The sequence below is a fragment of the Candidatus Magasanikbacteria bacterium genome (assembly GCA_021648085.1).
Classification (GTDB): domain Bacteria; phylum Patescibacteriota; class Patescibacteriia; order Magasanikbacterales; family UBA922; genus JAKITS01.
The window spans coordinates 99632-112082 of the sequence record JAKITS010000001.1; the positions used below are offsets into that span (position 1 = coordinate 99632).

Annotated in this window: 13 protein-coding genes, 1 tRNA gene and 1 other RNA gene; 9 read left to right on the forward strand and 6 right to left on the reverse strand. The window is 37.5% G+C overall.

Going from position 1 to position 12451, the window contains the following annotated elements:
• Positions 1 to 35 precede the first annotated feature (35 nt).
• The gene (locus tag L3J07_00445; GenBank protein ID MCF6276297.1) at positions 36 to 353 is read left to right on the forward strand and encodes a hypothetical protein; all 318 of its coding nucleotides are present in this window, start codon (positions 36 to 38) and stop codon (positions 351 to 353) included.
• A gap of 221 nt (positions 354 to 574) precedes the next feature.
• Here the strand turns inward: L3J07_00445 and L3J07_00450 are convergent.
• The 6 genes from L3J07_00450 to smpB all read right to left on the reverse strand — a co-directional run bounded on the left by L3J07_00450 (position 575) and on the right by smpB (position 3104).
• Positions 575 to 648, reverse strand: a tRNA-Asp gene (locus tag L3J07_00450).
• A gap of 336 nt (positions 649 to 984) precedes the next feature.
• Positions 985 to 1329: a 50S ribosomal protein L20 gene (gene rplT, locus L3J07_00455; GenBank protein ID MCF6276298.1), complete on the reverse strand. Its 345-nt coding sequence runs from the start codon at positions 1327 to 1329 to the stop codon at positions 985 to 987.
• A 6-nt stretch (positions 1330 to 1335) separates the two neighbouring features.
• On the reverse strand, positions 1336 to 1548 hold the full coding sequence (locus L3J07_00460) for a hypothetical protein (GenBank protein ID MCF6276299.1): 213 nt from the start codon (positions 1546 to 1548) through the stop codon (positions 1336 to 1338).
• A gap of 46 nt (positions 1549 to 1594) precedes the next feature.
• Complete coding sequence (infC, locus tag L3J07_00465; GenBank protein MCF6276300.1) at positions 1595 to 2143, reverse strand: translation initiation factor IF-3; 549 nt, start codon at positions 2141 to 2143, stop codon at positions 1595 to 1597.
• A 107-nt stretch (positions 2144 to 2250) separates the two neighbouring features.
• Positions 2251 to 2649: a transfer-messenger RNA gene (ssrA, locus tag L3J07_00470) on the reverse strand.
• Positions 2650 to 2654: 5 nt separating this feature from the next.
• Positions 2655 to 3104, reverse strand: a complete 450-nt coding sequence (gene smpB, locus L3J07_00475; protein ID MCF6276301.1) for an SsrA-binding protein SmpB — start codon at positions 3102 to 3104, stop codon at positions 2655 to 2657.
• A 102-nt stretch (positions 3105 to 3206) separates the two neighbouring features.
• Between smpB and L3J07_00480 the strand changes: the two genes are divergently transcribed.
• From L3J07_00480 to L3J07_00515, 8 genes are all read left to right on the forward strand, one after another.
• Positions 3207 to 3644 carry a hypothetical protein gene (locus L3J07_00480; protein ID MCF6276302.1) on the forward strand — a complete coding sequence of 146 codons (438 nt, stop codon included), beginning with the start codon at positions 3207 to 3209 and terminating at the stop codon, positions 3642 to 3644.
• The gene (locus L3J07_00485; protein ID MCF6276303.1) at positions 3641 to 4402 is read left to right on the forward strand and encodes a hypothetical protein; all 762 of its coding nucleotides are present in this window, start codon (positions 3641 to 3643) and stop codon (positions 4400 to 4402) included. Before L3J07_00480 ends, L3J07_00485 begins: the two co-directional genes overlap by 4 nt.
• A gap of 28 nt (positions 4403 to 4430) precedes the next feature.
• Positions 4431 to 5492, forward strand: a complete 1062-nt coding sequence (locus L3J07_00490; protein ID MCF6276304.1) for a hypothetical protein — start codon at positions 4431 to 4433, stop codon at positions 5490 to 5492.
• A 61-nt stretch (positions 5493 to 5553) separates the two neighbouring features.
• Complete coding sequence (locus tag L3J07_00495; protein MCF6276305.1) at positions 5554 to 6162, forward strand: hypothetical protein; 609 nt, start codon at positions 5554 to 5556, stop codon at positions 6160 to 6162.
• Positions 6163 to 6785: 623 nt separating this feature from the next.
• Complete coding sequence (locus L3J07_00500) at positions 6786 to 8306, forward strand: hypothetical protein (protein ID MCF6276306.1); 1521 nt, start codon at positions 6786 to 6788, stop codon at positions 8304 to 8306.
• A 719-nt stretch (positions 8307 to 9025) separates the two neighbouring features.
• On the forward strand, positions 9026 to 9541 hold the full coding sequence (locus tag L3J07_00505; GenBank protein ID MCF6276307.1) for a hypothetical protein: 516 nt from the start codon (positions 9026 to 9028) through the stop codon (positions 9539 to 9541).
• Between the two features lie 439 nt (positions 9542 to 9980).
• Positions 9981 to 10928: a hypothetical protein gene (locus tag L3J07_00510; protein ID MCF6276308.1), complete on the forward strand. Its 948-nt coding sequence runs from the start codon at positions 9981 to 9983 to the stop codon at positions 10926 to 10928.
• Positions 10929 to 11078: 150 nt separating this feature from the next.
• Positions 11079 to 12440, forward strand: a complete 1362-nt coding sequence (locus L3J07_00515) for a thrombospondin type 3 repeat-containing protein (protein MCF6276309.1) — start codon at positions 11079 to 11081, stop codon at positions 12438 to 12440.
• Positions 12441 to 12451: the final 11 nt, after the last annotated feature.

Consider the following 12451-nt stretch of genomic DNA (forward strand, 5'->3'; position numbering starts at 1 on the left):
AATAAGTTCTACCTAACTTTGCAAAGTGGTGAAAAATGAGTAGATTAAGAAAGGGAATTGTAAAAGTCAGTACATCTTGGAAAGGTGAGGTTAAGGAAAAGTATGGTAAAAGATGTGTAGTCTGTGGTTCTTTAAAGAATATAGAAATTCATCATGTTATAACAAGACGAAATTATCTTGTTAAACGATATATACCAAACGGAGTTCCTCTTTGTCGTGACCATCATTCTAAAAATTGTAAATCAGCTCACAAAAACCCAAGTTGGTTCAAAGAATTTATAATTGAACGAAGAGGACAGGAATGGTGGGATGATTTACATGAAAAGAGTAAAAAACCCAAAGAAGGTGGATAGTTTTTTTAAGAGGTGTAATTTTATACATCTCTTTTTAAATTTATTTAATAAAGAAGTCTAAAATTTAGACTATTTTTTATTTCGCGGACCGGACGCTCAGGCTCTCCCTGTGATATTTTACTATCGTAAAATATCCCTTCTCGTCCCAACACGAGCAAAGACTTTTGCTCGCTTCCGTCCCACAAAACAAAAAATAGTCATTTAGACTATTTTTTATTTCGCGGACCGGACGGGACTCGAACCCGCAACTTCCGCCGTGACAGGGCGGTGCTCTAACCAATTGAACTACCGATCCATATGGGTACAGTTCATAATTCATTTTAGCCCATAATTTATAAAATTTAGCTGCAAACTATTTTTTCTTAAACACCTTATAAATATAAAGTTTATTAATAAAAAATTGTTTTCGCTTAAATTTTATTGAATTCTAACTAAAAGCAATTGTGAACTGTACCTATTACTATTAACAAGATAATTTTATCAAATTAACAATCTATTGTCAACATATCTCAATAAAAAAGACCTTCGAAGTGTTCGACAACAAACAAGGGAATGAAGGAGGGGGTATCCCTGCCATTACCGAACACTGCAAAGGTCTTTTTCAAGATGCTAAATAAACTTTTAATAGAGATTACTTTGTAGCTTCCACAATGCTTTTGAACACTTCTGGTTTTTTGTCTGCTATTTCAGAAAGCACTTTTCTATCTATCAAGATATTTTTAGTCTTCATTGCTCCAATGAATTTGCTATAACTCATATCAAACTCTTTTAAAGCTGCGTTTATACGAATTGTCCACAATCTACGCATTTCTCTTTTTTTGTTTCTTCTGTCGCGGTAAGCATAAGCTCCAGCTTTTGTATCAGCTGTTTTTGCAAGTTTCAGTAACTTTTTTCTTCCGTATTTAAAACCTTTCACTCTTTTTAGAATGCTTTTTCTTCTTTTTACATGTTGTGTTCCTCTTTTTACTCTTGACATATTAGTTTATTTCTTATATGGTACTGCATTCAAAATTGTTTTATGCACTGTACCACTAGAGATAGAATTATCTTTTCTCTTATTTCTTTTTGTATTTCCACGCTCGCGAGCGTTAAAATGATCTTGTCCGCCAGTACGGCTTATGATCTTTGTTCCTTTTTTAGATTTTTTGATTACAAAGCGTTTTGCTGTTGCTTTGTGTGTTTTTAATTTTCCCATATGCACAAGTTATATCAGATTATTCTTATTAAGTCAAGTTTAGGCTTTATTTTTTATTGATTATTGCACTTACAACATGTCTTTGTTTTTGTGGTTGCTGTTCAAACTTTATATCAACAGTCTCAGATAGTTCTGCAAAAAACTTTTTCAATATTTCAAAGGCTAAATGGGCCTTCCCTTTTTCAGCACCTTTTAGTATCACATCAACTTTTACCTTATCACCACGATCTAGAAATTTTTGTGCCTGTTTCTTGCGAATTTCCATATCGTGTTTACCAATTCTAATAGATAGGCGTATCCCTTTTAGTTCACCAGCACGAGATCTTATTTTTTGTTTTCGTGCTTCTTTTTCTTTTTGATATTTAAAATGTTTAAAGTCCATCAACTGTGCAACAGGCGGATCTGATTTTGGATTTACCTCTACCAAATCTACATCTGCTTCTCTTGCTTTTTCCAAAGCTTCACTTAATTTTAAAATGCCAATATATTTTTTGTCTTCATCAAGAAGACGCACTTCTGGTGCGGTGATAAAACTATTTATTTTAAAATGTGGTAAGACTGGTTTATCCGGTCTTTTTTTTCTAGAAATTCTCATCCTGTTTTTATAATACGTTTCTTAATTTTTTAAAAGTATTTAGTAGGTAGCCTATGTTTCCTTTTTTACTTAATCGGCATTACTTACTTTGTCTAGTTTGCTTTCTTTTGTGGAGATGCTGGGAGTCGAACCCAGGTCTAGAGCGGGTTGCATAAGCGTTCTACATGTTTAGTTATTTTTGTTTTGAACTATAATTTAATAGAATAACAAAAGCAATTATAGCGTGCTTGTATGCAATTTCAAAACATATCTACAAGTAAAATATGTTTCTACACTCGATTAAGTTTACACCGCATGATTGCTATCGAGAATCACAGTTGCGATGGTTTCGGCAATTAAGCCAAAACAGATGCGAATGAAGGAGTAGTAAATGCGTTAGCAAATACATTCTTCACTCTTGATACTACTTTTGCGTTTGTAGATTGTTTTATGGATTTATGAGGTATAAAACACCCTCAACATGCCCGTATATACAACTTGGCCGTCTATCGAAGCCTGTCACCCCCTTAAATTAAAGACTATTTTTTATTATCCTACCCATCTCTCGATCAGCATCTCTTTTTTTAATAGTCTCTCGTTTATCATAATTTTTCTTTCCTTTGGCTAAGCCTAGTTTAATTTTAATGAAACGACCCTTATTATACAATGAAATGGGCACTATTGTCAAGCCTTTTTCCTGTGATTTTCCTCTTAAGTATTCAATTTCTTTTTTTGATAGCAATAGCTTTCTTTGTTGGTTTGGGTCATACTCATCTAATTTGCCAGCAAATTTGTATGGAGAAATACGCATACTAGAAACAAAAGCATCAGTTTTGATAAAAGATAAGTGAGAACCTTGAAGTTTTGCGCCACCATTTCTGATAGATTTTACTTCTTGTCCAGACAATACTAAACCAGCCTCGATTTCTTCTAGGATTTCAAAATTAAACCTTGCTTTTTTGTTTGTTGCGTATGTTGGCATATTTCTTTATTTACAGTATAGTCTGTTTGATTCTATTTTACCATAGTTAAATTATAGTCTATAATAGAATAGTTTACTTTATAATTTTTTTCAACTTATTTTATGTTTTGGAGAGACAAGGAAAAAGAAACAATTAAATGGTCTGTGTTAGTTTTGGCTGTATTTATTCTAGCTATAGTTTGTGCTGTGGCTTCCCTTGTATTTTTTTGGATTTATACCTCTACAGAAAGAGAAAATAATATAGAAAATACAATCACTACAATTCCAGAGAAAGTCGTAAATATGCTTAGTGAAAGAGAGATTAAGGATAATTATATAAAAGAAATTAATAATCTAAAAGTAAGAATTCAAGAGCTAAGTAAAAATAAAGAAGAATTAATGGTAGATGCAGAGTATATATTTCTGAGTGTTTCGGTACCAAACGAGCTAAGAGATTTACACTTAAAGAGGTTTTTAGAATTTAAAGCTTTGGAAGAAGAGAAGGTTGAGGTAAATGAATTACGAATAAGATTGAAAGAAATTTTAAATATGGAGTTATGATAAGAAAAATATTGCCATTTTTTATGGGAATTTGGAGTAGTTTGAGTATGTATGCAATCCAAGTCTATCCAAATGTTTGGTTTGTTTTATTTGTTTTTATTGTTTGGAATACGATTTTGATTTTTGTGTATAAACAGATAAGAAAAAATATAGAAAATTCATTTCATTATTCTTTTTTATCTATTACTACTTTTTTCGCATCGTTTAGTTTTATAAGTCTTATGGAGGTAGATTCTATTAGATTGTTCCTTGTCTTTTTTATAGGTTTTGTAATGTTTATTCTTACACATGCTTTTACATCCAAAAAAGTTTTTTCAACTGTCTCTCAAAAATCACTCCGCAGAGTTATGGTTATGATTTGGGTTTTCAATGCTTATTCATTTTTAGCATTATCTTTTGCTTTAAGTATGTTTTTCCCAGGTTTGCCATTTTGGGCAATTACTATTTTTATTGGTTTGGTTTTTGGTGGTATTTCTACGATAGTTTGGTATCTTTATTATCCAATTCACCCAAAACACTTGATACTTTGGGCTTTAATTATTGTTTTGTTAATTATCGAACTAGTTTGGGTTTTTCATCTTCTACCTTTTGGTTTTTTTGTATCAGCTTTTTTTGTATCTTGGATTTGGTATATTATCCAGCTTCTTGTTCGTTTTCATCTTTCGGCACAGGGAGTGCTTTGGAATAAACAAGTAGTATTTCTTTCTGTAAATGGAGTGTTATTTTTAATTCTACTATTTATAACCCGCTGGGTTTAGAAAAAAATATTTTTAAATTTAAAATAAAATGAATAATAATTCAAAATATAAACCACCTCACCTACCGCAAGACCTTCAAATACCTATGAAAACTCACAATAGAGTAGGTTTCTTCCTAATGCTTTTCGTGATTTTATTGTTGTCAGGTCTTAGCGCTGTTGCGACATCTCTTTCTGTTATTGCGTGGCTTTCTCCTCCTATTATTTTAGATAAGGTTTTGTTTGTGGATAGTTTGGGCAAAGATATGCAAAACATCAACCCGAATATGTTGCAACAAACCAAACAGAGAACTGTATCTATTTATGACTCTAGACAAATGATCGGAATGGAATTTTACAAAGAAGATGCTTTTATTGCAGACAGTATTATAATTAGCTCAGATGGCTGGAGTGCTATATATAAGCCAGATTATGTCTCTGGAGAGGAGATTTTTTGGGATGCTATAGATTACCAAGGAGAAAGTCATAAAATAGAAAATTCAGTTTTTGATAAAAATACAGGAATTCTCTATTTAAATTACGAAGGAAATGGTTTTAGAGTTGTTTCTTTTATGAATTTGGCAGATTTGGATCACATAAAATCTGCTGTTTTGTACAAAAGAGATGGTTCAAAAAAAATACTTTTAGGAGATAAGTATAAAATAATAGAAAATAAAAACTTTTCTATTTTGGAGTTGCAGTATAGATTCTTAAAAGATTCAGATTTTTCTGTTAATTCTGTTTTGTTTACAGATGGTGGTGAGTTTTTAGGGTTTGTAGGTTTAGCCGGATTGGTAGAAGGTTGGCAGGTTGAAGTTCAGTTGTTGAGCTTACTTTCCAAAGGAAGTCTTAGGGAAAATAATTTAGATATCTCTGGATTTATTGTGGAAGAGGTTTTTGATAAGACAAAATGGAAAAAAATAGATAGTTTTTATGTTTCAGATATTGGAATCGTATCTAATCAAAATTTTAAAGTTGGGGACTTAATTACAAAAGTTTCTGGTCAACCTGTGGATAAGTTTAATTTAGCAAGACAAGTTTTACAGACTAGTGTTGGAAGCTCTTTTACTATTTTGAGAAATGGAGGTGAAATTGAAGTGCTATTAAAATAGAAGACAAATTGTTCGAGATGACAGAATGGGAATCGGAATTCTTTTATGGTATAATATTTTTATGTATTCAAGACCTGTCAAAATTTTAATAAAAAGATATAAACTGCTTTTAACAGCGGGTATTATTGGTACTGCAATTGTTCTTACTATTAGTCTGCTTGTTTCTCCGTTAGAATATCGCGCAGACGCTCAAGTTCTTATTATTTCTCAGTCCAGACTTGGTGTGGATCCTTATACTGTGGTAAAGTCTGCAGAGCGAATAGGGGAGAATTTAATTCAAATCATGAAGACAGAAGATTTTTTGAACAAGGTTATAGAGCAAGATATTGAAGTTTTCAATGAGTTGAACCTTCAGGAATTGGACACAAGGGAAAAAAGAAAGTTATGGAATAAATCCACTTCAGCTTCTGTAGTTTATGGCACTGGTGTTTTGAATGTTTCTGCGTTCCATCAAAATTCAGAAATAGCAGAAAAATTATCAAAAGCAGTTGTAGATACTTTAGTTTTTAAAGGTTGGGAATATGTTGGTGGAGATGTGGTTATAAAGGTTATCAACAATCCAGTGGCTACAAAATTTCCCGTTAGGCCAAATTTACCATTGAATGCTTTTGCAGGTTTTGTATTCGGAACTATATTTATGGGGTTAATTCTTGTTAGAAAGTTTAGATAAAAAATAAATTTAATAAAAATTCTGTGCTAAAATAAGCCAAAAAATTGGCTTATTTTTTATTTTTAGCTAAAATTAGCTAAATAAACTTGACAAAACTATATTTTTATGGTATTTTTATCTATCGTCTTTAAAACTTATAAGTTTGTGAAGTAAAAAGTTAAAAGTTCTTTTTTGTCATTTCTGGCTTGACTAGGAATCTAGGAGTCTTTATTAAATGAACAACGAAAGAAAGGTGTGGATTTTTGGTCAAACTAAAAATAACAGAAAATATTCACGTCATCCTGAGCGAAGCCGAAGGATCTCGAGAAAGTATCACCTTTCCTTCACGTCATCCTGAGCGGAATGAAGCAGGGCGGAATGAAGTCGAATGGATCTCGTAATAAAATCACAATACTTTAAATATTCATAATTCTGGTAATATAATCTCAAGATATTTCGGTTATGTTCAATATGACTTGTAATGTTTTATTAAAAATAAGGTGAGAATAATTTAGAAAATATAAAAATATTTTTTAAATCATCTTCATCAATTCTGATGAAGAACTGCTTTGGGTGAAAGCTCAAAATAGTGTTCGTGTTTTTTACAAACCATAATAATACTCACAATTCCTGAGGAGGAAAAAATGAGCAAGGACAATGACAATAATCACGGTTCGGAAATTTTGGAACTTGAAGTTGGTGGGGCTGACCTCCTTTTCAATGAAGGGGAGGCAGAAGATGTTGTCGACGCTTTGGCGGAGACGACACTTGTAAATGCAGTTGTGGAAGAAGATGTTTCTTTCACAGTCATTCCCAGCCGAGACCAAGAAGAGGAGATTCAAAACCTCCTCGGAGCTCTAGGGAAAACAGGTGAGGAGTCTCCAGAAGACTCACTTCAAGCTTTCTCCAAAAGTGGGGATGACGAGGAGTGGAAACCTGCAGTAGTGGTGGAGGCTGAGAAGTCTACCACCAAAAAACAGGCAGCTGGAGCTCACCAAAAAGTAGAGGTTTTTTCCTCCAAAAAAATCCCGATAGGAACTCCAATTGGACTTCCTCATGGGAATACTCCCAGAATCCGAAAGGATTTGGGTGGGGTGCAGGAGATCTTGAGGGAGGATGGAACATCCAAACTCAAGGCTGTTCCTATGGATGGGAATACTTTAACAGCTCCTGTCACGGAGTTGTCGGAGTCTGCACAAGAGGAAGAGTTTTTCAAAGGTGGTGACACTCCACCAAAAGGCTTCAAAGCTGTTCAAAAAGATGGTGAAAATCGTCTTGGAGATACATGGGTCGATGAAGATCCATCGTGGTTCGACCGAAACAGCTCAAGCATTTTGGGGTTTGGGATTATCGCTATTGTGGCGGTAATTCTTTCACTGGTGTTTTTGACTTTGGACATAGCCAAAGCTCCAAACCTCTCGACAGAGGAGCAGACCGCCGAAAAGTCGATAAGTTCCGAAAAACTCTTTCCTCCCACTTCAGATTCTTCTTCGGAAGAGGAGAAATGGACAGAGGAGGAAAAGAGAAACTTGGAGTCGGAAAAGGCTTTGTCACTTGCTGAGGAGAATCGCGAAAAGGCAGAAGATCTAGCAGAAGAGTTAGTTTCTTCCGCTACGAGCGCATCTCCAACTACCTCTCCTATTGGATTGGGAAGTACTACAGGAGCTCTTGATGTGGTGACAACAACAATCGGTGATGATTCTTCGAAAGAGGAAGTCGTTGTTGAAGTCAAAGAAGAAGTTGACTATTCCGAAGCATATGAAAATATACAAGGAGAAGTTGGTGGACTCGCCGAAGATGTTGAACTGTTCGCAGTCGATGTTCTCGGTGCGATTTCTGAAACTACTTGGCTTACTGTACGCACTCAACTTGCTAAAGAGGGTTCCGTCGCCGAAACCGAGGAAACAGATTCAGATGATGATTTGGACATTGAGTTCGAAGTCTCTGATGAACCTTCGGGTGGTGGATATTTTGATATGTCCACAGACGAAATTCTCGCACTAGACTACACAAATCCTCGCGGTGAGGATGATTGTGTGGCTATTATGAGTAGAGCTGGATCGGACGAAGTTGGTGAGTTCGAAGGTATGCTCTGTTGCAGAAATCTCCAGATTCTTTCTGGAAAAGATGTGACAGATTGTCAAATTAGAGTGGAAAACTTTTAGGAGGTGAGTAAAATCGACCGATTGTGAATATAGAAATATATCCACAATCGGTCGTAAACTACATTTTAGACTTGACAAAAGTATAAAAATGTGGTATAGTTATATATTGATTTTTAAATAGAAAAGTGAAACATTTGCGAGATATTTCGACTCCGTTTCACTGCGCTCAATATGACGTAAAATAGTCATGTCATCCTGAGCGGAACAAAGTAAAGTCGAATGGATCTCGAGACAATATCACTTTTTCACACGTCATCCTGAGCGAAGCCGAAGGATCTCGAAACAGAATCACAGAGTATAAACATTAAAAATCACACACGTCATCCTGAGCGAAGTCGAAGGATCTCGAAACAGAATCACAGAGTACAAACATTAAAAACCACACACGTCATCCTGAGCGAAGTCGAAGGATCTCGAAACAGAATCACAGAGTACAAACATTAAAAACCACACACGTCATCCTGAGCGAAGTCGAAGGATCTCGAAACAGAATCACAAAGTACAAACATTAAAAACCACACACGTCATCCTGAGCGAAGTCGAAGGATCTCGAAACAGAATCACAGAGTATAAAAGAAAAAAGTGAGAATTGTTTAGAAAATATAAAAATATTTTTTAAACAATCTTCACTAATTCTGGTGAAGAAGTTCATTCCATATTATTTCATTCCTTTCCTTTCCTTCTTTTTTTCACGTTTTTAAAGCGTGAAGGAGAAAACAATGTCCGAAGAAAAAAAAGAAAAAAAAGAACAAGAAGAACAAGAAGAACAAGAACAAAAAGAACAAGAAGAACAAGAAGAACAAGAAGAAGAGAGGGAGGTGGAGACACCTCTCAAGGAGAAAAAGACAATAAATTGGATTTGGGGAGCGCTTGCCATTTGGGCAAGTGTTCTCGTGATTTGGGGATTGGCGAGTATTTTCTCCTCGGACGATGAGTTCGTAGAGAAAGAGTCGTCACCGCCGCCACCAGTGGTAGTGGCAACAACTTCAATCCCAACTCCAATTTTATTACCTCCAACACCTATTGTGGTGAACGGGGTATGCTCATATCTTCCGGATTATACAAATCCCGGAGATGAGGACTGGTGCGTGAAAGTCGCACAGGAGGCAAAGAGACTTTGTTCTGGCGAAGATGCAGAATTCTACGGCATGCTTTGCTGTAGGAATTTGCAGATTAAAATCGACGACGATGTCGTCGATTGTCAGATTCGAGTCTCTAGTGTTTTTTATAGATAAGGAGGAATGAAAACAGCCAGATTTGTGATTTCTCACAAATCTGGCTGTAAAATACTTTTTACACTTGACAAAAGTTAGAAAGTATGCTATTATCTTATATTATTTAAAAAGTGAAAATTATTATTAAAATTTTGAGTTAAAGTGAATTGGTTGCGAGATATTTCGACTCCGTTTCACTCCGCTCAATATGACGTAAAATAGTTGCATCATCCAAAAAAATAGAAATTATCTTAAAGAAATATTTTGCAACACGTCATCCTGAGCGAAGCCGAAGGATCTCGAGAAAGTATCACAGAGTATAAACATTAAAAGAGTGAGAATTATTTAGGAATTCTAGTAAAGGATTTTTGAATAATCTTCACTAATTCTGGTGAGGAAAGTTCATTTAAATTCAGTTTACTAACATAGAAACTTTCAAAAGCTTTCATAGGAGGAAGCAATGAAAAATTTGTCTATTCTATTCGTGTTCTTGACCATAACATTTTTCCTGACGTCAACGGCGTCAGCGGATGAAGCCTGGAAATACTGCTTCTCCGCTGAAAAGGTGAGTTGTCAGAGTTCTAATAGCTCCGTCAAAAAAACTTGTTTGCAGAAGGAGGTCAAATTGACCTCTCAATGTAATTCAAAAGCACTAAAAAGAGCTCATCGAAAGCTTGAGAAGAAAGTTTTCAATGAGCTCCGCCGTCTGAAAGAGTCTGGGGCAGATCTTTCAGAGCGGGTCTCCGCTCTTGAAAAGTTCATCAAAGAGCTTCGCGAGGAGGAGGATCTTCCGAACCGCGAGGAGATCATCGCCATCATCAACGAGGGTATTATGCTCTCGATGGAAGAATTGGAAGCGAATCTTCGCAATCAGTTTGACCTGTTGACGATGATGATTGATGGGCTCGAGCGTAGAATAACCGAGAATGAGGAGGACATCAAGAAGCTTGAAAAAGCTTTTGATAAGCGTTCAATTCAAGTCGCATTTGGCGGTTTGGTTCTTGCAAGTTTAGATGGTATTTATTTTGGTGCAAGCGCAAGAATCGACTTCCCGCTCGGATTCGACGGGGACTGGCTAGCTTCCATTGGAGGTTTCGCTGGCTCCGAAAAGAAAGGTGGTTTCACTTATGGCATTTACATGTCCTTACTAACTCTTGTCCAAGAGGATGGGAATTGGCAAATGAGGATCGGGCCAAAATTGTTGGCCGGATTCAATGCTGGGACTGGTGCTGTAGGTTTTGAGTCCTTCACCGCAGGAGGTGGTGTAGAAGCCAGGTTGTCATATGGCAACTGGGCTCACATTTCCGTATCTCCTTTTATTGGGGCTGGTGGTGTAAGGACAGTTTCTGGGGGAGATATCGCCTTTACTGGCGGTGCTCTCCTTAGAATGGAGATTACTCCATTCTAAAAGTTTGAAAAAACCGAATATTTTTGGCGGACACAGTTGCTTTTGCATCTGTGTCCGCCCCCTTTCACTGAGTACTTACAAAAGTAAACAGTGAAAGGGAATTCTCCCTAAAAGTTCATTCAAAAAAACGTTTCCTAAGGAGGAAAACAGATGAAACTCGCAAAGAGTATTTTAATCACGTTCTTGGCTTCCACACTTTGTTCCGCATCCATGGTTGGATGCGGATTCGAGTCCGGACCGGGCTCAATGGGACAAGCGGGCGGATGTTCCGTCACGTCGTCCGAAAATAGTGGATCTGGTGCTGTCCTCACTTGCGTCGATGGCGCAGGTGAAATTAGCACGGTAGAGATCACCAATGGTACCGACGGTACTGTTGGTGTAAACGGAAAAGATGGTCTCGATGGGACAGGATGCCACGTCGAGGACACTACCGCACCCGGCTCCAAATCGGGCGTCATGATCGTCTGTGACGATGGGACTTCAGTTCCGTTGTACGATGGTAATGATGGCCAGGATGCCCCGCCGATGACCTGTTGGGTCGAGGGTTCCGATGTGAATCCCGACTGTGTAGTGATTCTGTGTTCCGACGGCGCCGACTATGTCGAACCAATGGAAGGTGGAGAGATCTGCACACCAGCTGGTTGTGTCGCCGAGATGGGTGCAGACAATTGTTTGTACTCAAACTGTGATGGTGGTACGACTTTGTTGTATTGCCCGGACATGGCGTCCGACGCAGATGGTGACGGTGTGAGCGATGCTTTGGACAACTGTCCTTACATCGCCAATGCCAACCAGCTCGATACCGACAACGACGGTATTGGCGATGCTTGCGAGACTTCGGTCACTCCCAGTCAAAATGATTTTGACGGTGACACGATTCTCGACAGTGTAGACAATTGCTGGAAAGTCGCCAACACCAATCAAGCTGATTGGAATGGCGACGGACAAGGTGATGTCTGCGACGACTCCGACAATGATGGCGTTATGGACGATGTTGACAACTGTCAACGGAATGCAAACGCCGACCAACTCGACACCGACACCGACGGTATTGGCGACGCTTGCGACGCGGAAGAGTGTTATAGTGATACTGACTGTGAAGACGGTGAGTATTGTGAAACCTCTACCGGAGAATGCACAGCGAATACTGTTGTTCCTCCTACCACCACCAACATGGTCACTTTGACCGTTTCCGCTGAATGGGAGTTTAGTGGAATCGTTGGTGCTCCGGACACCAATTCTGCTCGCGCAGGTTGGCCGGTAGGTGTTTGGGGAAACCTTGGCACTACCGTAAGTTGGGATCTGAACTCGGAAGCGTTTGCTTTCAATGTTCAGACAATTCCAGCTGCCAATCCCGCTTGGGGAGTTGGTGGAGAGTGGGACGGCACATGGTGTGCCAACCCCACGGTTGACACCTCAATGTTCCTTGGCAGTTTGCCAGAGGACTTTGGGTGCACCGTTGAGTGCTCTCCGGATGGTTATCTAAACTGGCTTTGTACACCTGGTCAGTAAGTTTCTTAAGG

Excerpts from the sequence above, each read along its gene's own strand:
- L3J07_00480 (MCF6276302.1), top strand. The coding sequence starts at position 3,207 with ATGTTTTGGAGAGACAAGGAAAAAGAAACAATTAAATGGTCTGTGTTA.
- L3J07_00505 (MCF6276307.1), top strand. The coding sequence starts at position 9,026 with ATGTCCGAAGAAAAAAAAGAAAAAAAAGAACAAGAAGAACAAGAAGAA.
- L3J07_00490 (MCF6276304.1), top strand. The coding sequence starts at position 4,431 with ATGAATAATAATTCAAAATATAAACCACCTCACCTACCGCAAGACCTT.
- L3J07_00510 (MCF6276308.1), top strand. The coding sequence starts at position 9,981 with ATGAAAAATTTGTCTATTCTATTCGTGTTCTTGACCATAACATTTTTC.
- L3J07_00500 (MCF6276306.1), top strand. The coding sequence starts at position 6,786 with ATGAGCAAGGACAATGACAATAATCACGGTTCGGAAATTTTGGAACTT.
- L3J07_00485 (MCF6276303.1), top strand. The coding sequence starts at position 3,641 with ATGATAAGAAAAATATTGCCATTTTTTATGGGAATTTGGAGTAGTTTG.
- L3J07_00460 (MCF6276299.1), bottom strand. The coding sequence starts at position 1,548 with ATGGGAAAATTAAAAACACACAAAGCAACAGCAAAACGCTTTGTAATC.
- rplT (MCF6276298.1), bottom strand. The coding sequence starts at position 1,329 with ATGTCAAGAGTAAAAAGAGGAACACAACATGTAAAAAGAAGAAAAAGC.
- L3J07_00515 (MCF6276309.1), top strand. The coding sequence starts at position 11,079 with ATGAAACTCGCAAAGAGTATTTTAATCACGTTCTTGGCTTCCACACTT.
- infC (MCF6276300.1), bottom strand. The coding sequence starts at position 2,143 with ATGAGAATTTCTAGAAAAAAAAGACCGGATAAACCAGTCTTACCACAT.
- L3J07_00445 (MCF6276297.1), top strand. The coding sequence starts at position 36 with ATGAGTAGATTAAGAAAGGGAATTGTAAAAGTCAGTACATCTTGGAAA.
- L3J07_00495 (MCF6276305.1), top strand. The coding sequence starts at position 5,554 with ATGTATTCAAGACCTGTCAAAATTTTAATAAAAAGATATAAACTGCTT.
- smpB (MCF6276301.1), bottom strand. The coding sequence starts at position 3,104 with ATGCCAACATACGCAACAAACAAAAAAGCAAGGTTTAATTTTGAAATC.